This is a genomic window from Arthrobacter sp. 05T444 (assembly GCF_056395905.1).
In genome coordinates this window covers 1-20221 of the sequence record NZ_JBFTKK010000033.1, presented here as the reverse complement: position 1 = coordinate 20221, position 20221 = coordinate 1, and the positions used below count along the sequence as shown (strand labels likewise).

Sequence of the window (20221 nt, the reverse complement as noted above, 5' to 3'; positions counted from 1 at the left end):
TCACATCCTGCCAAACCGTGACCGGACCAAGGCAAAAACGCCGTAGCAAATGAAGCCGGCGCCGATCGCCAGGAGCAGGTAGGGGCCGTAGGCGTGCTCGCGCAGGGCCTTGAGGCTGCCGTCCAGTCCGGTGGATTCTTCCGGGGTGTGCTTGGCGGCGGCGATCACGAAGAGCAGCCCGGCAAGGTTCAGTGCGATGCCTTTTGCCACATGGCCGGTGACGCCCAGGGAATCAATGACCTTCCCGCGGCGGGTGCCGTCAAAATGAAAGAGCTCCTCCTTGAACCCCCGCCGGACTCCTTTCACAATGAAGTAGACGCCCACGCCCATGACGGTGAGGCCCAGCGCGCTGAGCGCCACGGCGCCAAACGGGGCATTGAGGAGCGCCGTGCTGACGTCCTTCGTTGATTCACCCGAGTCACCGCGCAGGCCCAACGCAAAGCCGCCGAAGCTCAACGCCACGCTGCCGTAGGCGATGGCCAGGAAGCCCGAGGAGATGTTTTTGCCGATTCGTTCCTTGCGCGGGAGATGGCGTGCCCGGAGTGTCGCCTCGCTGAGTTGCCACAGGGCCAGGCCGATGCAGGCGACCGTTCCTGCCCACATGACGGCGGGTCCCCAGGCGTTGGCGGCCAGTTGCTCGATCGCCCCGGTGGCTTCGGCCTGCCCTGGCTGGCCGAGGGCCAGCGCGATCGCGATGCCGCCGATGACGACGTGGAGCAGTGCCATGACGGCAAACCCTGAACGCGCGACGACGTCAAGCGCCTTGGTGTTCGACGCAGCCTCTGCGGCGTCGGCCGCCTCTCCGATGGGGGTTGTGCTGTCCGTCATTCCCGTATCAGCCGTTCATGGGTCCCTCGGCATGGACCTTGCTGGCTCCCTCACCCGTCAATTTCACAGTGCAGCGCACCACAAGGTTGTCCGGCGCGGTGTCGATGTCCACCAGGGCGTCACCGGCGCTGAGGATGGTGAAGACCTCCGAGCCGGGCTCCACGTCAAAGCCCTTGGACCGTGCAGCCTGCCGGGCGTTTTCCAGCGCTTCATGGCGGAGCCCGTCCACATAGACTTGGTCGTCCTCGCGGGCAGAGTCGCCGAAGGCCCAGCCGAACAATGTTCCCGTTGCTTCCATGGCGTTGATTTTACGCACAAAGCTGGCGCTATTACGGGCTTCCGTAACATTAGTAAGTGTGCTTACCATACTCGCACCATGACTTTGGTGCGGCGGCCGTCCGCAGGAAGAGCCTGAGGGCGGCAAAGCCATCTTTTCCATCTTCAGGTTCCGATTTCTACGTTAGGAAGCACATCATGGCAGGAAATCTACTGGCCCGCTCTGTTCACGATCTGACGGCGGCCGCATGGTTCGGCGGCTCGCTGATGGGTGCCATCGGCCTCAACGGGGCCGCGGCGGAAGCCAAGGACCCCGCCGAACGAACACGGCTGTCCAGCCTTGGCTGGATGAAGTGGGCGCCCATTCAAACCGCTGCCTTTGCCACTCACCTTGTCGCGGACCTGGCCATCGCCTGGGAGAACAGGGAGCGGATCGCCAAGCAGGACAGCGTGGGCGCCGACACCATCTACAAGACGGCAGTCACGCTGGCGGGTGCGGCCGTCACCTTGTATGCGGGCATCCTGGGCAAGAAGGTCGAAAAACTGGCGGACGAGGGGGCGGAAGGCGCCACCGAGCCCCGGCGCGGAGCATCGGACAAGTTGCAGGCAGCCCAGAAGCAGCTGAAGGTGCTGCAGTGGACCATCCCGGCATTCGCGGCATGGGTCATCGTCCTCGGTGCCAAGCACGGTGAGATGCAGCGGCCCAAGAATGTTTTCAAGGGCCTTCGGTAACGGCGGTCTATTCTTTGCCTGAACGCACGACCTGACTGAATATACGACGGCGGGCGGGCACCTAAAGTGCCCACCCGCCATCCTGCGTGGGAACAGTTCCGCCCACCGCAGGGCGCCGTGTCTACGTGGGCTGGCTGTTGAGCGGCGGCAGGTCCGGGTTGAGCGGTTCGAGACTGGGATCCTCCGCCGTCCACACCTGGATGACCGCCCAGATTACGGCTGCCAGCGGCACGGACAGCACTGCGCCGATGATGCCGGCGAGGATGGTGCCGGCCGTCAGGGCCATGAGGATGACCAGCGCGTGGAGCTGGAGTGACTTGCCCATGACGACCGGCTGCAGCAGATCGCCTTCGAGCTGGTTGACCGCGATCACCACCGCGACGACGATCAGGGCGACGACCGGCCCGTTGGCCACCAGGGCCACCAGCGCGGCGAGGATCCCGGCCACGGTGGCGCCCACCAGCGGGATGAACGCCGTGATAAAGACGATGATGGCCAAGGGGATGGCCAGCGGCACCTGCATGATCAGCAGCGCGGCGCCGATCGCCACCGTATCCACGAGCGCCACGATGGCGGTTCCCCTGACATAGCCGCCCAGGACTTCCAGGGTGCGCTGGCCCGCCCGGCGAAGCCTGGCCTCCCGGTGACCGGAGAAGGGCCGCAGGATGAAGTTCCAGATCCTGGCGCCGTCCTTGAGGAAGAAAAACAGGATCACCACCACGAGGCTCGCGCCGGCGAAGAACTCGGTCACCACGGAGAGGCCGGACAGGGCGCCGGAGCGGACCTGGCTGCTCGTGGCGAACTGGACCGCACCCTCCCTCGCCTGGTTCAGCTGCTCGCGGTCAATAGGGAGGGGGCCGGAGAGAAGGAACTTTTCAAGTTCGTCCAGTCCGGAGGAGGCTTGCTGCACGAGCTCGCCCCACTGGCTTCGGACCGAAAAGAAAATGACCGTGGCAACGCCGGCGAGCACCAGGAGCAGCGCCACGAAGGCCAGGCCGGTGGCCGCGCCGCCGGGCATGCCGCGGCGCCGCAGCACATTCACAAAGGGGCCGATGGCGGCGGCGAGGATCAGTGCGATCACCACCGGAATGACCAGGAGGCGGATCTGCAGGAGGCCGTAGATGGATACCACGGCGACGGCCAGCACCAGCAGCACCTGCGCGCTGCGGATGCCGACCCTGCCAAGTCCGTCGCCCCACAGTTCGCGGGGTGGCCTCTGTTCCCGTGCCGGCCTTTCAGGCCGGTTGCGCCGGACAGATGCCTCTGGTCCGGGTGTTTGGGTGCCTCCCGCTTGCGGGCTGGGCATCTGCTGCCCCGGTGGTGCTTGCTGCTCGGACTCTTGTGCTGCTCGGGCCATGGGAACTCCTAGTCGTCAGCGGGCACACGGCAGCATTGGACTCCCTGCGGTGACTCCCCGTCTCGGGTAGTAAGCCTACTGATCGGTTTGGCGATGGCGAAACCCCGGCAGGGTTGGAACCCGGCTTCAGAACTCGGCGTTGACGAAACCGATGACGATGGCCGTCCACCAGCAGACCTGCGAAATCGTCAGGCAGGCGAGCATATGGAAGCGCTGGCCGGGGGTCAGCGCCCCGAACGTGGTGGTGGGCGGCATGACGAGCAGGCGGCGCATGAGGGGGATCAGCATGATGCCGTTCAGGATCAGGATCAGTACGGCGGCAAGTTTGATCACCGTCAGCGGATTGTTCAGGTGCGGGCTGAGAAACGCGCCGGTGAACAGCATGGCGGTGATGCCCACCCAGATCAGCGGGCTGGCGGCGTCGTCCAGCCGGATGGTTTCGGAGAGTTCGCGTTTGCCGATGAGCCACAGAAAGCCGTGCCAGTCCACCAACAGGATGGCGCCAAAAGCCAGGACCATCGCGAGGATGTGTGCGGCAATGGCCAGGACGTGGAGCGGCCCCTGGAGGGTCACGGACGTTCCCACCATGACGGCGAGTGACCAGGTCACGAAGGCAGCCACGCAGAGGATGCCGACCAGCCGGCGGGACGACTTGTGTGATTTCGGCCGCACGCGCCTGCCCGCGGAGCGGCCGGCCGATGCACTGTACGCCACGGGATACCTCCAACTGCCTGAAGGACTTTGTCCGCGGCCGTCCCGGTATTGACGGAGGGTAAACCGCTGGTTCGAGCATCAGTCCGTGGCATTGGAAAAACCTTGGAAAAACCCTAGAAAAACATCGCAGCCCCCCACATCTGGGGGAGTCATGCCCGCGGGCGGGGGCTTCGGTGTTAATCCCGCAGCCACTCGGCGCAAGAATTAAGGTTCCGGTTCACGCTGGCCACGGCGGCATCGCCGTCGTGCGCCTCGATGGCGTCCACGAGTTCGCCGTGGCCCTCATGCGGCAGGCCGTCGAAGCCGCCACGGCGCTGCTGCTTCAGCAGGTCGTTGTGGAAAACCTCGCCGAAGCTGACATAGAGCTCGTGCAGCAGCGGGTTGCCGGAGGCGTGGGCCACGCGCTCGTGGAAGCCCCAGTCCGCTCCGGCCCACCCGGCGTAGTCGGCTGCCTTCCAGGCCACATCGCGCTCGGCGAGCAGCGCGCGCATGGCGGCGACGTCGTCGGCCGTGGCGTTCCTGGCCGCGAGGCGTGCCGCCTGGGTGTCCAGTCCCAGCCGGACCTCGAGGATGTGCTCCTGGGTGTGGTCCTGGTACATGCGGCGGGCTGCCCCGGAAATCTCGCTCGTGGCGCGGACATAGGTGCCGTCGCCGCGGCGGACCTCCAGCATCCCGCTGTGGGCCAGGGCCTTGACCGCTTCGCGCAGCGTCCCGCGGGATACGCCCAGGCCTGCCATCAGTTCGGTCTCGGAGGGGATCCGCTGCTGAAGCGGCCACTCGCCGGAGTGGATCATCTCCCGGAGTTTGGCCGTGATTTCGTCGGCCAGCGGCTGGCGGTGCGAGGTGCTCAGAGTCACGGCGGCTAACCTTTCGTCTTGGCCGTGAGGAGGTGCACCACGACGATCTGGGCCAGCGCGATGGCCAGCAGCAGCGCCAGTGGCAGCGTCCAGCCGCCCGTCGCGCTGTGCAGCAGGCCCATTCCGAACGGCCCCACGGTAGCCAGAAGATAGCCGGTGGACTGCGCCAGAGTGGACAGGGCTGTGGTCTCGGCTGTGTCCCGCCCGCTGCGGCTGATCATCACCATGACCAGCGGAAAGATGCCGAGCCCGAAGCCGAGCAGCACCGCGGGGACGGCCGCCAGGGAAACGGGCAGTACCAGGAGCGCGGCCACCCCGATGAGCATGGTGACGCTGACCAGGTAAAAGGCGGGGCGCAGCATCCGGGGGCGGGACCCGACGGCGATCAGCACCATGCCCGCCGGAACGGACACCAGCTGCATGAGTCCGAACATCAGGCCGCTCTCAGCCGCGCTGAGTCCCATGGTGGTCAGCATGTAGGGGAACCAGCTCAGCAGTGCGTAGGCCAGCAGGGCCTGCAGCGTGAAGGTCGCCGTGAGCAGCACGCCTTTCCGGGTCCGGAGCAGCGGCCAGGGCGAAACGTGGGCGGAGGTTCCCCGGACGCTGTTGCGGTGCGCATGCAGCGCCACGGGCACGAACCCCAGGAACGCTGCCACGCCGAGAATCCCGATGGCGCCGACTCCCGCCGACGGTGATCCAAGCACCTGGGCCAGCGGCACCACGACCACGGCCGTGACGGTGGCGCCAGTGGTCATGGTCACGGTGTACAGCGCCGTCATGAGAGAGGTGCGGTCGGCAAAATGCTCGCGGATGAAAGAGGGCATGGCGACATTGCAGACCGCCAGGCCGGACATGCCCAGCACCGTGCCGGCCACCAGCATGCCGGTGGACGGGATGCCGCGCACCAGCAGCCCCGCAGCCAGCATTCCGAGGGAGAGCAGGATGGACTTCTCAACGCCGATCCGGCCCGTAAGCCACGACGTTGCCGCCCCCGCCACCGCGAAACACAGCGTGGGGATGGAGGGGATGACCGAAGCAACCAGGGGACCGTAGCCCAGCACCAGCTGAAGGTCGTGCAGCAGTGCGGAGGCGCCGGTGATTCCGGCCCGGAGGTTCAGCCCGATCAGCACCAGGGCAATGACACTGACGACGACGGCGGCGCGCGGTTTGGGCTGTCGGGCGGCGGTAGCCGGGGGAGCTGAAGAGATGGAAGCCATCCCTTAACGTTAGACGTTAGACGTTTGATGTCTAGGGTTTTGTGGTCAACCTCTCGCGGCCCTGCGTTCCCGGGGAATAGACTCGGGCCACCGACACAGTGGGCCGCTGCGGGCCGCCCATGCGAAAGGATGCCCGGCCATGACTCCCGAGGGCCTTGAAACCGAGAAGAAGTACGACGTCGATCCCGGGGCCGGGCTGCCGGCGCTTCGGGAGATCCCGGGGGTCGGACGGGTGGGCGAGGCCTCCGAGGCAGTCCTGGAAGCGGTCTATTTCGACACCGACGATCTTACGCTCGCCTCCCGGGGCATCACCCTCCGGCGCCGGACGGGCGGTGCGGACGCCGGCTGGCACGTCAAGCTGCCTGCAGAATCAGGAACGGAGTCAGCACCTCAGCAGCGCCGGGAGATTCATGCGCCCCTCGGCCAGGCCGCCGTCGTGCCCGAAAAACTGCTGGCGCATGTGTACGTTTACCTCCGCGGTGCCCAGCTGGCGCCGGCCGCCCGGCTGACGACCAAGCGCACCACCCATGCGCTGTACGGGGACGACGGCGTGCACCTGGCTGACTTCGCCGATGACAGGGTCGGGTCCGAGTCCCTGGGCGGGGCGGGACAGCACCAGGAGTGGCGCGAATGGGAACTGGAGCTCGTCCACGGCAGTGCGGAGCTTTTCGCGTCCGCCGAACCAATCCTGGCTGCGGCGGGTGCCTGGCCGGCAGCGCATAAGTCCAAACTCGGCAGGGCGCTGGGGGAGGCCTGGCCGCAGCCGTCCGGACAGCGGTCGTCCGGACAGCAGCCGTCCGGACAGCGCGGGGAAATCCCGGACGAAGAGGCGGCGGAACCGCACAAAAAGGCGAGGGACAAGAAAGAGCCCGTGTCCGGCGTCGTGACCGCGTACTTGGGCGGGCAGATCGGCGAAATCCTCGCGTGCGATCCCGGCGTGCGGCTGGAGGAACCGGACGCCGTGCACAATATGCGCACGGCCACCCGCCGCCTGCGGTCCACCCTGGCGGTCTACCGCACGCTGTTCGGTGCTGCCGCCGTCCGGAGGCTCCGTGATGAACTCCAGTGGCTCGGCCGGATCCTCGGTTCCCCCCGCGACGCCGAAGTCATGCGCGAACGGCTGCGCGCCCACGCGGCCGAACTTCCGCCGGGCCAGGCAAGCCGAGCCGTGCAGGACAGTGTGGAGCGCGAACTGGGCAACCGGTTCGACGCCGGATACCGGAAGGCTCTGGAAGTGCTCGCGGCCGACCGCTACTTCCGGCTGCTGGATGACCTCGAGGACTTCCGGGACAACCCCCCGGTTCGGCCGCCGGCGTCGGGACCCGGCGGCAAAGTGGCGGCCAAACGGGTGAAAAAGACTGTCCGGCGGCTGCGCCGCTCCCATCGGGCGGCCATGCGCGCCGTGGGGGGCGCGGCCCATGAAACCGCGCTGCACCAGGTGCGAAAAGACGCCAAGCGCCTGCGGCACGCGGCGGAATCGGTGGTGCCCCTCTATGGAAAGCGTGCGGCGAAGCTCGCCAAAGCCGCGCACCGGCAGCAGAAAATCCTCGGCGACCACCACGACAGCGTGATGGCCCGGGTCTTCCTCGGGAAACTGGGGCGTGGCCCGGAGCTGCCGGAGGCGGTGGCCGACGCCTACCGTTCGCTGCTGGAGCGGGAGGAAAGGATCGCCGCCCGCGACGAGGCCAAGTACCGCAAGGCCCGGCGAAAGGCCCGCAAGCTCCTGAAGCGCGGCGTCAACTAGGTTTGTCAGCCGGAGTGACGCGACCCCAGCCGCGAAACCGCCAGGGAGAGCCACAGCTGGACGCGGTCGGCGGTGACCGAGGGGTCGTAACCGGTGAGCTCGGTGATCTGCGCGAGCCGGTAACGGACCGTGTTCCGGTGCAGCGTGAGGGCTTCGGCGACGGCGGCCACCGAACCGTTGTTGGTCAGGTAGCTCTCCAGCGTGGTCATCAGCTCGGCGCCGTGGGCGGCGTCGAAGGTGCGGAGCGGGTTCAGCGATTCATTGGCCATGTCCGCGAGCGGCACGTCCTCGCTCGCCAGCAGCAGGGATGTCAGGCTGAGCCGCTCCGGTTCATTGACTGGCAGCCCGTGGCTGGCGGCGTCCCGGGCCTCGAAGTAGCTCCAGCGCAGGCCGTTGGGCTTGGTGTACGCACCGCCGATGCCGATGGTCGCGTGGATGCCGGCCTCGGCTAGATGGTCGCTGAGGTTCCGGGCCAGGGCCGTGGCGCCGCGGCCGTCGTCGGGCACCACGGTGATCAGGTCCTTTCCGACGACGGCGGTCACCGCCTTCTCGAGCGTCCGCGGCAGCGAGGAAGTAACCAGCTGCTTGTGGTGCGCCTCGGATCCGGCCAGCAGCACCACATTCTTGCGGGTGCTGTTGATGCCCGTCCCCGCCAGCCGGCGGGTGGCTTCACTGGGATCCAGGGTTCCGTGAATGACATCCTCCAGCACCTGCCCGCAGAGCGCCCGCTCGGCCTGGCGCTGCTTGACCATGTTGTTCAGCTCCACGCTAATGAGGTTTTGCGCGTAGCCGATGATGCCGGAGTCCTCGAACGGCTGCTTGACCCACAGCGTGCACGCGTCACGGCGGCCGGTGGGAATGGGATAGGACGCCCACGAGTGCGCCACCGGAGGCTCGGAGCCGCTGTTGTACAGCTGGGCCGTGAACTGGGTCAGGACAATTTCCGTGCGCAGCATGCCGCCCAGGTGCCTCAGCAGTTCGGCCAGCCCGCCGCCGGTGAGCAGCGCCCGCGCCAGAATCTGGTGACCGGCAATCAGGCGTTCCAGCTTGGAATAGTGGTCGGCCGACTGCGCGTCCGCCACGAGCTTGCCGATGGCGATGAAGGGCGTCTTATAGGGGACTTCGACTACCGGAAGCCCCCATCGGTTCGCTTCCGCGACCAAAGCCGGCGGAACGGCGTCGTGGGTTAATCCCACACCGAAGCCGATCCCCACCGCGCCGGCGCGCTGGATCTGGCGGACGAAGCGTCGCTGCTCGGGTGCGCTGCGCAGGCGCATGCCGGTGGTGAGCACCAGCTCACCGCCGTTGAGGAAGCGCTGCGGATCCTCCTGCTCGGTGACGGCAACCCAGTGGATGTCCTGGTGGGAGGTGGTCTCGGCGAGGCCGGATTTCTTCAGCCCAAGGGACTGCACGGCCAGCAACGCGGCGAGGGAGATTGCCATGCATCAAGCGTAGCCGGAGGCTGGCCGATCGCACTAAAACCCCGGCCGGAGGGTGTGCAGGTGGCTATTCCCCGGCTTGCCGCGCTGACATAGGCTCGGAGCAGCTGCATCACATCATTCAGTACGAAAGAGGTTGTACACCGTGGTTCAAACCTTGCAGAACTTCATCAACGGCGAGTTCGTCACGCCCGCCGGCACCGGACTGCTTGACATCGTGAATCCCGCGACCGGTGACGTGGTGGCCAAGTCGCCCATCTCCGTCGCGGCGGACGTCGACGCCGCCATGGCTGCCGCCAAGGACGCCTTCAAGACCTGGAAGCACACCACACCCGGACAGCGCCAGCTCATGCTCCTCAAGCTCGCAGATGCCGTCGAGGCCAACAGCGACGAACTTGTCGATGCCCAGCACCGCAACACCGGGCAGGTCCGCTCCCTGATCGCGTCCGAGGAAGTTGCCGCCGGCGCCGACCAGCTGCGCTTCTTCGCCGGCGCCGCCCGCATTCTCGAAGGCAAGTCGGCAGGCGAGTACTTCGAGGGCCACACCTCCTTCGTGCGCCGCGAACCCATCGGCGTCGTGGCCCAGGTTGCGCCCTGGAACTACCCGTTCCTGATGGCCATCTGGAAGATCGGCCCCGCGCTCGCCGCCGGCAACACGGTGGTCCTGAAGCCTTCCGACACCACGCCCGAATCCACGCTGGTGCTGGCGAAGCTGGCCAAGGACATCTTCCCGGCCGGCGTCCTCAACGTCATCCTGGGCACCGGGGAAACCGGCGCCATGATGGTGGAGCACAAGGTCCCGGGCCTGGTATCCATCACCGGCTCCGTCCGTGCCGGCATTGCCGTTGCCTCCGGCGCCGCCAAGGGCCTCAAGCGGGCCCACCTGGAGCTGGGCGGCAAGGCCCCGGCCATCGTGTTCAAAGACGCCGACATAAAGAAGAGTGCGGCGGCCATCGCAGAGTTCGCCTTCTTCAACGCCGGCCAGGACTGCACCGCCATCACACGCGTGCTGGTCGAGGATTCGGTGCACGACGACGTCGTGGCGGCAATGGTGGAACATACCAAGACGCTGCACACCGGTTCGCAGAACGACGAAGACAACTACTTCGGCCCGCTGAACAACGTCAACCACTTCAACGCGGTCAGCGCCGTGGTGGAGTCGCTGCCGGAGAACTGCCAGATTGAGACCGGCGGACACCGTGCCGGGGACAAAGGCTTCTTCTTCGAGCCCACCATCATCACGGGCGCCAAACAGACCGATGACATCGTGCAGAAGGAAACCTTCGGCCCCGTCATCACCGTGCAGAAGTTCAGCACGGAGGCCGAGGCCGTGGAGCTGGCCAACGACGTCGAGTACGCCCTGGCCTCCAGCGTCTGGACCTCAGACCACGGCACCGCCATGCGGCTCAGCCGCGACCTGGACTTCGGTGCGGTCTGGATCAACACCCACATCCTGCTCACCGCCGAAATGCCCCACGGCGGGTTCAAACAGTCCGGCTACGGCAAGGACCTCTCCATGTACGGCGTCGAGGACTACACGCGCATCAAGCACGTCATGAGTGCACTCGACTCCTAACAATTCGCTGGTTGAGCTTGTCGAAACCAAGATCTCGACAGGCTCGATCACCTGGCACCGAAAGGCCTCCCCATGACTACCACCGCAAGCGAAATCACCTACCGCCTTGAGCAGAAGCGCCGTATCCAGGCTGACTTCCCGGGCCCCAAGTCCCTCGCGCTGACCGAACGCCGTAAGGCGGTCGTCGCTGCCGGCGTCGCCTCGAGCGTCCCCGTTTATGTCGCGGACGCCGACGGTGGCATCATCCACGACGTCGACGGCAACTCCTTCATCGACCTCGGCTCGGGCATCGCGGTGACCAGCGTCGGCGCGTCAGATCCCGCCGTCGTCGGCGCCGTCAAGGAAGCTGTGGAGCACTTCACCCACACCTGCTTCATGGTCACGCCCTACGAAGGCTATGTTGCCGTCGCCGAGCAGCTGAACCGCCTCACGCCGGGCGACCACGAGAAGCGCACCGTGCTGTTCAACTCCGGTGCCGAAGCTGTGGAAAACGCCGTCAAGGTGGCGCGCCTCGCCACCGGCCGTGACGCCGTCGTCGCTTTTGACCACGCCTACCACGGCCGCACCAACCTGACCATGGCGCTGACCGCCAAGGCCATGCCGTACAAGACCAACTTCGGCCCGTTCGCGCCCGAGGTCTACCGCATGCCCATGAGCTACCCGTTCCGCGAGGAAAACCCGGAGATCACCGGTGCCGAGGCCGCCAAGCGCGCCATCACCATGATCGAGAAGCAGATCGGCGGCGAGCAGGTCGCCGCGATCATCATCGAACCCATCCAGGGCGAGGGCGGCTTCATCGTTCCGGCCGACGGCTTCCTGCCGGCACTGGCTGACTGGGCCAAGGAAAAGGGCATCGTCTTCATCGCGGACGAGGTCCAGTCCGGATTCTGCCGCACCGGCGAGTGGTTCGCCGTCAACCACGAGGGCGTCGTTCCGGACATCATCACCATGGCCAAGGGAATCGCCGGCGGCATGCCGCTGTCCGCGATCACCGGCCGCGCCGACCTGCTCGACGCCGTCCACCCGGGCGGCCTGGGCGGCACCTACGGCGGCAACCCGGTGGCATGCGCCGCCGCGCTGGCCTCCATCGGCTCCATGGAGGAATACAACCTCAACGGCCGTGCCAAGCACATCGAGGAACTCGCCCTTGGCCGGCTGCGTGAGCTGGCAGCTGAGCTTCCGGGCGGTACCGGCGGCTCCGTGATCGGTGACATCCGCGGCCGCGGCGCCATGCTTGCCATCGAGCTGGTGCAGGCCGGCTCCAAGGAACCCAACCCCGAGCTGACCAAGGCCGTGGCGGCCGCCTGCCTCAAGGAGGGCGTGATCATCCTGACCTGCGGCACCTACGGCAACGTCATCCGCCTGCTGCCGCCGCTGGTCATCAGCGACGACCTGCTGAAGGACGGCCTTGAGGTGCTGGCTGCGGCCATCCGCGCCAACGCGTAGTTACTCGATCAGGCCACGGGCCGGGCACCCTCTCGGGTGCCCGGCCCGTCGTCGTTTCCGCGGGTAGAGTCATGCTTATCACTGCAACGCAGACCAGGCAGCGTCGCCGGGAACCCGGGCGGCGCCGTCGTCTGCCCTGAACCCAAAGAGGGGTTTTCATGCGATACGTAGTCGGCTACACACCCAACGAGCGCGGCGCGGACGCCGTCGCCCTGGCCTCATCCCTGGCACGCGCACAGGACGCGCACCTGGACATTGTCTATGTTGTGAAGACGGGCACACCGTACGTGGCGCTGAACCCGCAAGGGAACCGGATCAGCGTGGCGGAGCAGGACGTGCTGACGGCTGAACGCGAAGGTCTTGCGCTGGTGCCCGAGGGTGTCAGCGCCAAGTTCCACGTCCGTGAAGCCGACTCATTTGCGACCGGTCTTATTGAGGCGGCCGGGGAGCTGGAGGCCGGACTGATAGTGGTGGGCGCGGCCAACAACGGCCTGTTCAAGCGCTACTCGGTGGGCAGCATGGCCAATGCGCTGCTGCACGCCTCGCCCGTCCCGGTAGCGCTGGCTCCCCGCGGCTACCGCCGTACCGACCCCATCACCCGGCTGACCCTTGCCGTGGGCAAACGTCCAGGCGCGGAGGCTGCGATCGCTACGGCCGTCGGTGCCGCCAATCGCCGTGGCGTCCCGCTGCGCCTCGTCTCGCTCGTGGAACTGGACGAGCACGGCGACGGAGGCGAGAACGTCAACGCTGCTCACCGGCACGCGAACACGGTCCTGGACGAAGCCTCGCGCAGGCTCCCCGCCGGGCACCGGGTCACGGTGGAGGTGGCGCACGGCCGGAACATCGAAGAGGCGATCGATGACCTTGAGTGGGACGACGGCGAAATTGTCATCATCGGTTCCTCGCGCCTGGCCCAGGGCAACCGGCTTTTCATGGGCAGCACGGCCTACAAGGTGCTGCGGGCACTTCCCGTGCCGATGGTAGTTGTTCCGCGGGACTACGAGCGGGTCGACTCAGTCCCCGAAGTCTGACACCCGCCCGCGCTGGTGAAGCGCGAACGAACACTTAACGCCCCGCCTTCGCGCGCAGAAACAGCGGCTCAAGTGTTCGTTCGCGCTTCCCGCAGGGAGAGCTTCCGCGCCACCGAGTTCTTACGGGCGGTCGCCAGCATGTCCACGGTCAGCAGCAGCAGCGCCAGCCACACCACGCCGAAGCCGATCCACCGGTCCAGGGTCATCGTCTCCCGGAAGACGGCCAGCGCAACGATGAACTGCAGTACGGGGGCGAAGTACTGCAATAGCCCGATGGTGGTCATGGGCAGCCTGCGCGCGGACGCGCCGAAGAACAGCAGCGGCACCGCAGTGATGATGCCGGACGCCGCGAGCAGCCAGAAATGCCCGGCGCCGTTGCTCGCCAGCGAGGCGCCGCCGCTGACACCCAGGAAGATCATGGTGGCGGCCGCCAGCGGAGTGAGCACGATCGTCTCCATGGACAGGCTCGTGATGGCATCCACGCGCGGCCCCACCCGCTTCTTGACGAATCCGTACAGCCCGAAACTGATGGCCAGCGTCAGCGCGATCCACGGCAGTTTGCCGTAGGAAACGGTGAGCACTCCCACGGCAATGAAGCCGATTCCGACGGCGGCCCACTGCAGGGGTCGGAGCGTTTCCTTCAGGACGAACACGCCGAGCAGGACGGACACCAGCGGGTTGATGAAGTAGCCAAGCGAGGCTTCAACGGCCTGCCCGGTGGTCACGCCATAGGTGTACGTCAGCCAGTTCACTGCGATGAGCCCGGCGGCGATCGCGAGAGTGCCCAGCACGGAACGGTCCCGGAACGCCGCGCCCAAAACGCGCCAGGCCCTTGTTACGGTGATCAGCAGGGCGCAGAACAGCAGGGACCAGACCACGCGGTTGGCCACGATTTCGACGGCCCCGGCCGGATGCAGAACGAAGAAATACAGGGGGAGCAGCCCCCACAGCCCGTAGGCCCCGATGCCGAACAGGACGCCCGCCGTCGTCTCCTTGTCCACGGCCTTCAGGCCGGGCGTCTTGCCGCTTCCGGGCTGGCGGCCGGGACTGGTCATCGCAGAGGGCGCCGCGCCGGGCAGGGCAGAAGCAGGAGCAGCGGAAGAGACGGATCCGTCGGGGGTAGGCACAAGAGCAGTAACACCATCCGGCGGCCCGGTATTCCGTCCTGGCGGGTCGGTGTTGGCCTGCTGACGCCAAATAGTCAGTAGGCTTGCCATCATGAGCATGATGCATGGGCAGGTTGCAGCCCGATGAGGCTGCGCCACAGCAATGCCTCCGGCCGCGGCTACCGCAGGGTGCCGGCCGGCACAGGGTTCAGCTACCGGGACGTCGACGGGTCAACGCTGCCGCCGGGACCGCTCCGGGAACGGCTGGAAAGCATCGGCATTCCGCCGGCCTGGACGGACGTGTGGATTGCCCCCTTTGAGAACGGCCACATCCAGGCCACAGGGCTGGACGCCGTGGGCCGCCGGCAGTACATCTACCATCCCGAGTGGCGCGAGCGGAAGGACCGGCTGAAGTTCGACCGGGCGCTCCAGCTCGCGGAGTCGCTGCCCACCGCACGCCGGCTCGTCACCATCGACCTGAGGAGCGACGGCGTCACCCGGCAACGCGTCCTGGCCGCCGCTTTCAGGATGCTTGACAGCGGATCCCTGCGGGTGGGCTCGGAGCGGTACACGAACGAAAACGGCAGCCGTGGCCTGGCCACGCTGCTGTGCGCCCACGTGCAGGTCAGGAAAGGGCGCCTGCAGCTCAGCTTTCCCGCCAAGAGCGGCAAAAACTGGGAATCCGAGATCGTCGACGAGGACCTCGCCGCCTTGGCCCGGGTCCTCAAACGGCGCGGCGGCAACGCCCGGCTGCTGGCCTATAAGGACGGCCGGACCTGGCGTCCGCTGACCAGTGCCGACATCAACGGCTACGTCAAGGAACGTACCGGCTCTGATTTCACCGCGAAGGACTTCCGGACCCTGCGGGGCACGGTGGCGGCAGCCGTCAGCCTGGCCCAAAGCGGCCCGCAGAACCGGGTCGCGGCCAGGAAGGGCGCCATCAGCACAGCGATGCTGGAGGCAGCCGCGGTGCTGGGGAACACGCCGTCGATCGCCCGGAAAAGCTATGTGGACCCGCGGCTGCTGGACCACTTTGCCGCCGGGGAAACGATCGACCCCAAGCGGCTGGACTCCGCGGAATCGGAGCTGCGGGCCCTGCTGTACCGCGAAGGCGACGTGGTGGCGCTGCGGAAAAGCGGCTGAAGTGCTCCCGCGCAGAGAGCCGAAGCGCCGCGTCACGGGTTTCACTTCAGGATCGTACGGACAATTAGAATTGGTAACTGTGCGCAGGATGAGCAGGCGCAGTCTCCGTTCCAGAAGGGCTCCCGGTGTCCAACTCAGCTGAATCCGCCTCCCAACGGCCGCTCCGCGTCGCGATCGTCGGCGCCGGACCCGCCGGCGTCTACGCTGCGGACATCCTCACCAAGTCCAACGAGGTGAAGGGCGGCGACGTCGAGGTCAGCATCGACCTTTTCGAGGCCTACCCGGCGCCGTACGGTCTGATCCGCTACGGCGTGGCCCCGGACCACCCGCGCATCAAGGGAATCGTGAACGCGCTGCACAAAGTGCTGGACCGCGGCGACATCCGATTCCTTGGCAACGTCACCTACGGCCGGGACCTCACCCTGCACGATTTCCGGGCCTTCTACGATGCCGTGATCTTCTCCACCGGTGCCATCAGGGACGCCGATCTGGACATCCCCGGCGTCGAGCTAGAAGGGTCCTTCGGGGGCGCGGATTTCGTGTCCTGGTACGACGGCCACCCGGACGTCCCGCGCGACTGGCCACTCGATGCCAGGGAAATCGCCGTGATCGGCAACGGCAACGTGGCGCTGGACGTGGCGCGGATGCTGGTTAAGCACGCCGACGAACTGCTCGTCACGGAGATCCCCGACAACGTCTACGAGGGTCTGAAGAAATCGCCCGTCACGGACGTGCACGTGTTCGGCCGCCGCGGCCCGGCGCAGGTCAAGTTCACGCCGCTGGAGCTGCGCGAGCTCAGCCACGCCCGGGACGTGGACATCGTGCTGTACCCGGAGGACTTTGAGTTCGACGAAGCCTCGGACGACGCGATCCGCAGCAACAACCAGACCAAGACCATGGTGAACACCATGACCAACTGGCTGGTGGAGGAGCACGCCGAAGCCGAGCAGCCGTCCTCCCGCCGCCTGCACCTGCACTTCCTGCACAGCCCGGTAGAGATTTACGACGACGACGGGTCCGGCAAGGTGGCCGGCATCAAGTTTGAACGCATGCAACTGGACGGCACCGGAAACGTCAAGGGCACAGGGGAGTTCATCGACTACCCGGTCCAGGCCGTCTACCGGGCCATCGGCTACCACGGCTCCCCGCTGGACGAGCTGGAATACGATGCCAAACGCGGTGTCATCCCCAACGAGGGCGGCCGCGTCCTCGACGCCGACGGCAACCCCGTCCCGGGCATCTACGCCACCGGCTGGATCAAGCGCGGGCCGGTCGGGCTCATCGGGCACACCAAGGGCGATGCCCTGGAGACCATCGGCTTTCTCCTCGAGGACCGGCTGACCCTGCCGCCGGCGAAAAACCCGGACCCGCAGGCCATCATCGACCTGCTGGAAGAGCGCGGCATCGAGTACACCACGTGGAAAGGCTGGAACAGGCTGAACTCGCACGAAGCAGCCCTCGGCGCGGCGTGGTCCGAATCCGCGGCGGCCGACGGCGTCGTGCGTGAACGCATCAAGGTAGTGCCGCGCGAGGAAATGATCGACATCTCCCGCGCCTAGCACTCGCGCTTCTGCTGTGGCAGGTGCCGGCACCCATGGCCGTGGAACGGCGACAGAGCTAGACTTGCCGGACGGAGCGACGCCCCTTGATGGGGCGTGCCCGTCGGCAGCGCCCTCAATGCGGCACTGCCCGAGAGTGTGGCACATGGGAGTTCGATGAAGAACCTGATCCAGCCGGCAGCACCCGAAGGCGACGCCGCGGCGCTGCTCCAGCGGCGCGCCCTGGCCGGCCACGAGTATCTGGACGACCAGCTGGCCGGCAGGTTCGGCGGCCATGACTATGTCCCCGGCAGCATTCCGGAAGCCCACGCCTTTCCTGACGCCCCTGAGATTCCCGGCCTGCGCCGCCTGATCCGGGAATCATGGCAGCGCTCGGCCAAGCTGCACGCCAACCCTGACGTTCCGGAGGCGCCGCTGGCCATGGACCGGGATGAGCTGGAGGAATATCGCCGCCAGCACCCGCTCGCCAGCATCATGCCCGTGATCCAGAAGCTCCTCATCCAGCCCAGCCACGACAGCGGCCTGCTGGTCGCTGTCGGTGATGAAGTGGGCCGGCTGCTCTGGGTGGAAGGCGATCCGGTGATGCAGCGCCGCGCGGAGGGCATGATGTTCGTCCCCGGTGCTGACTGGTCCGAGGCCACGGTGGGAACCAGTGCGCCCGGAACTGCGCTGGCGCTTGGCAGGGGCCTCCAGATCTCCGGCGCCGAGCACTACAAGCGTTCCGTGCACCCCTGGAGCTGCACGGCAGTCCCTTTCCAGGACCCTGATTCGGGCGCCTTGCTGGGCGTCGTGGACATCACCGGCACGGAGTCGGCGGTGGCGCCGCACACCCTGTCACTGGTGGAGGCCACCGTGGCCGCCGCCCAGGCACAGCTGCGCGTCGAACGGCTCCAGCTGGCGGCGGCGCAGGCCCGGATGCCGGCACGACGGCGGAGCAGCGGTTCCGTAGCCAAGTCCGGTTCCACAGCCGAAGGCAGCCTGTACCGCAACAGCCTGCAGCTGCTCGGCCGCGACCAGGCGCTGCTCAGCATAGAAGGCCGGACCGTTCCTTTGTCCGCCCGGCACAGTGAAATCCTGGCCTTGCTCAGCACGCACCCGGACGGCCTCAGCGCCGAGGAACTCAGCACCCTGCTCTATCCGGGTGACAACTCCACCATGACCCTGCGCGCCGAGATGGTGCGCCTCCGCAAGGTCCTCCAGCAGCTCAACCCCGCCGCGGTTCCCGAGTCGCGTCCCTACAAACTGACCATGGACCTCGTGCCGGACAGCGGCCAGGTACTCAGCTGCCTGCAGCGCGGCGCCCACCGCATCGCCCTCGAGATCTACCGCGGCGCCGTGCTCCCGCGGTCCGAGGCCCCCGGCGTCGTGGACCTGCGGGACCGGGTGTCCTCGCTGCTGCGCGAGGCCGTCCTGACGGACGGCAGCGCGGAATCGCTGCTCAGGTATGCGGAACTGCCGGAGGCGAGGGACGACGTCGGCGTCCGCCTTGCCGCCCTGAAGCTCCTGCCGCCGCGCTCACCCAAGCGGGCCGCCGTCGTCGCCGATCTTGAACGGCTGGAAACCGAGCTCAGCGCCTGACGATGGTTGCGACCGTGCAGTGAGCTGGCTCACACGCTTGCAACCTTGCTGCAACCTTCCCGCTCCTAGGCTGGGTGCAACGGCGATCACCCTGCGTGTCGCCATCATGTTGCAGAGCAAAGGAGCCAGCAATGACCGTTTACGCACAGCCCGGTACCGAAGGTTCGAAGGTCACCTTCAAGGACCGCTACGAAAACTGGATCGGCGGCGAGTGGATTGCCCCGGTCAAGGGCCAGTACTTCGATAACATCACCCCGGTCACCGGTAAGGCATTCTGCGAAGTTGCCCGCGGCACCGCCGAGGACATCGAACTGGCACTGGACGCCGCACACAAGATCGCGCCGTCGTGGGGCAAGACGTCCGTCGCCGAACGCGCGGCGGTCCTGAACAAGATTGCCGACCGGATCGACGAGAACCTCGAAATGCTGGCCGTCGCCGAATCGTGGGACAACGGCAAGCCCATCCGCGAAACCCTGAACGCGGATATTCCCCTCGCCGCCGACCACTTCCGCTACTTCGCCTCCGCCGTCCGGGCCCAGGAAGGCCGGCTGTCCCAGCTCGACGAGGACACCACGGCCTACCATTACCACGAGCCCCTTGGCGTGGTGGGCCAGATCATCCCCTGGAACTTCCCCATCCTGATGGCCGTCTGGAAGCTGGCGCCTGCCCTCGCAGCGGGCAACGCCGTGGTGCTCAAGCCCGCCGAGCAGACGCCGTCCTCCATCCTGGTCCTGATGGAACTCATCGGCGACCTCCTGCCGGCCGGCGTGCTCAACGTGGTCAACGGATTCGGCGTGGAGGCGGGCAAGCCGCTGGCCTCCAGCCCGCGGATCCGCAAGATCGCGTTCACCGGCGAGACCACCACGGGCCGTCTGATCAGCCAGTACGCCAGCCAGAACCTGATCCCGGTCACGCTTGAACTCGGCGGCAAGAGCCCCAACATCTTCTTCAACGACGTCGCCGAGTCCAACGACGCCTTCTACGACAAGGCACAGGAAGGCTTCACGCTCTTCGCCTTCAACCAGGGTGAAGTGTGCACCTGCCCGTCCCGTGCCCTCGTCCAGGAGGATATTTACGATTCGTTCATGGCCGACGCCGTGGCCCGCGTGGAGAAGATCATCCAGGGCAACCCGCTGGACACCGAAACCCAGGTCGGCGCCCAGGCCTCCAACGACCAGCTGGAAAAGATCCTCTCCTACATCGACATCGGAAAGCAGGAGGGCGCCAAGGTGCTCACCGGTGGCGCACGCGCCCAGCTCGACGGTGACCTGGCCGGCGGCTTCTACGTCCAGCCCACCGTCTTCGAAGGCCACAACAAGATGCGGATCTTCCAAGAGGAAATCTTCGGCCCCGTCGTTTCCGTGACGCGTTTCAGCGACTACAACGACGCCATGGGCATCGCCAACGACACCCTCTACGGGCTCGGCGCCGGCGTCTGGTCCCGCAACGGCAACGTCGCCTACCGCGCCGGCCGCGAGATCCAGGCCGGCCGCGTGTGGGTCAACAACTACCACGCCTACCCGGCCGGCGCCGCGTTCGGCGGCTACAAGTCCTCCGGCATCGGACGTGAAAACCACGCCATGATGCTGGACCACTACCAGCAGACCAAGAACCTCCT

General features: G+C 66.8%; 17 protein-coding genes. 9 read left to right on the top strand and 8 right to left on the bottom strand.

Annotated features, from left to right (window positions below):
* Positions 1-828, bottom strand: a complete 828-nt coding sequence (locus tag AC1DD3_RS20885; RefSeq protein ID WP_230117446.1) for a DUF1206 domain-containing protein — start codon at positions 826-828, stop codon at positions 1-3.
* A 7-nt stretch (positions 829-835) separates the two neighbouring features.
* Entirely contained in the window at positions 836-1126 is a 291-nt protein-coding gene (locus AC1DD3_RS20880) for a hypothetical protein (RefSeq protein WP_230117447.1), read from the bottom strand.
* A 176-nt stretch (positions 1127-1302) separates the two neighbouring features.
* Here AC1DD3_RS20880 and AC1DD3_RS20875 point away from each other — a divergent pair, with 176 nt between their 5' ends.
* Positions 1303-1836, top strand: coding sequence for an ABC transporter permease family protein (locus AC1DD3_RS20875; RefSeq protein WP_230117448.1), 534 nt, complete (start codon positions 1303-1305; stop codon positions 1834-1836).
* Positions 1837-1957: 121 nt separating this feature from the next.
* On the opposite strand, the gene AC1DD3_RS20870 is transcribed toward AC1DD3_RS20875, so the two are convergent.
* From AC1DD3_RS20870 to AC1DD3_RS20855, 4 genes are all read right to left on the bottom strand, one after another.
* Positions 1958-3193 (bottom strand): AI-2E family transporter, encoded by a 1236-nt coding sequence (locus AC1DD3_RS20870; RefSeq protein ID WP_230117449.1) that lies wholly within the window; start codon positions 3191-3193, stop codon positions 1958-1960.
* Positions 3194-3319: 126 nt separating this feature from the next.
* On the bottom strand, positions 3320-3907 hold the full coding sequence (locus AC1DD3_RS20865) for a hypothetical protein (protein ID WP_230117450.1): 588 nt from the start codon (positions 3905-3907) through the stop codon (positions 3320-3322).
* 176 nt (positions 3908-4083) lie between these two features.
* Positions 4084-4764 carry a FadR/GntR family transcriptional regulator gene (locus AC1DD3_RS20860; protein WP_230117451.1) on the bottom strand — a complete coding sequence of 227 codons (681 nt, stop codon included), beginning with the start codon at positions 4762-4764 and terminating at the stop codon, positions 4084-4086.
* A gap of 5 nt (positions 4765-4769) precedes the next feature.
* Positions 4770-5981, bottom strand: a complete 1212-nt coding sequence (locus tag AC1DD3_RS20855; RefSeq protein ID WP_476882438.1) for an MFS transporter — start codon at positions 5979-5981, stop codon at positions 4770-4772.
* A 139-nt stretch (positions 5982-6120) separates the two neighbouring features.
* Between AC1DD3_RS20855 and AC1DD3_RS20850 the strand changes: the two genes are divergently transcribed.
* Entirely contained in the window at positions 6121-7725 is a 1605-nt protein-coding gene (locus tag AC1DD3_RS20850; RefSeq protein WP_476882437.1) for a CYTH and CHAD domain-containing protein, read from the top strand.
* A 5-nt stretch (positions 7726-7730) separates the two neighbouring features.
* Here the strand turns inward: AC1DD3_RS20850 and AC1DD3_RS20845 are convergent, their stop codons facing one another.
* Positions 7731-9167 carry a PucR family transcriptional regulator gene (locus AC1DD3_RS20845; RefSeq protein WP_476882436.1) on the bottom strand — a complete coding sequence of 479 codons (1437 nt, stop codon included), beginning with the start codon at positions 9165-9167 and terminating at the stop codon, positions 7731-7733.
* A gap of 142 nt (positions 9168-9309) precedes the next feature.
* On the opposite strand from AC1DD3_RS20845, the gene AC1DD3_RS20840 reads away from it, so the two are divergent.
* The 3 genes from AC1DD3_RS20840 to AC1DD3_RS20830 all read left to right on the top strand — a co-directional run bounded on the left by AC1DD3_RS20840 (position 9310) and on the right by AC1DD3_RS20830 (position 13217).
* Positions 9310-10740, top strand: a complete 1431-nt coding sequence (locus AC1DD3_RS20840; RefSeq protein WP_230117455.1) for an aminobutyraldehyde dehydrogenase — start codon at positions 9310-9312, stop codon at positions 10738-10740.
* Positions 10741-10812: 72 nt separating this feature from the next.
* Positions 10813-12186, top strand: coding sequence for a 4-aminobutyrate--2-oxoglutarate transaminase (gabT, locus tag AC1DD3_RS20835; protein ID WP_230117456.1), 1374 nt, complete (start codon positions 10813-10815; stop codon positions 12184-12186).
* A gap of 158 nt (positions 12187-12344) precedes the next feature.
* On the top strand, positions 12345-13217 hold the full coding sequence (locus AC1DD3_RS20830) for a universal stress protein (RefSeq protein ID WP_230117457.1): 873 nt from the start codon (positions 12345-12347) through the stop codon (positions 13215-13217).
* 68 nt (positions 13218-13285) lie between these two features.
* On the opposite strand, the gene rarD is transcribed toward AC1DD3_RS20830, so the two are convergent.
* Positions 13286-14272, bottom strand: coding sequence for an EamA family transporter RarD (rarD, locus tag AC1DD3_RS20825; RefSeq protein WP_476882440.1), 987 nt, complete (start codon positions 14270-14272; stop codon positions 13286-13288).
* 195 nt (positions 14273-14467) lie between these two features.
* Between rarD and AC1DD3_RS20820 the strand changes: the two genes are divergently transcribed.
* The 4 genes from AC1DD3_RS20820 to exaC all read left to right on the top strand — a co-directional run.
* Positions 14468-15466, top strand: a complete 999-nt coding sequence (locus tag AC1DD3_RS20820; RefSeq protein WP_230117458.1) for a DNA topoisomerase IB — start codon at positions 14468-14470, stop codon at positions 15464-15466.
* Between the two features lie 125 nt (positions 15467-15591).
* A complete protein-coding gene (locus AC1DD3_RS20815; RefSeq protein WP_476882435.1) occupies positions 15592-17025 on the top strand; it encodes an FAD-dependent oxidoreductase in 1434 nt (477 codons plus the stop codon).
* A 156-nt stretch (positions 17026-17181) separates the two neighbouring features.
* Positions 17182-18603: a helix-turn-helix domain-containing protein gene (locus AC1DD3_RS20810; RefSeq protein WP_230117460.1), complete on the top strand. Its 1422-nt coding sequence runs from the start codon at positions 17182-17184 to the stop codon at positions 18601-18603.
* 131 nt (positions 18604-18734) lie between these two features.
* Positions 18735-20221: acetaldehyde dehydrogenase ExaC (gene exaC, locus AC1DD3_RS20805; protein ID WP_476882434.1), on the top strand; the 1487-nt coding region annotated here is incomplete at its 3' end.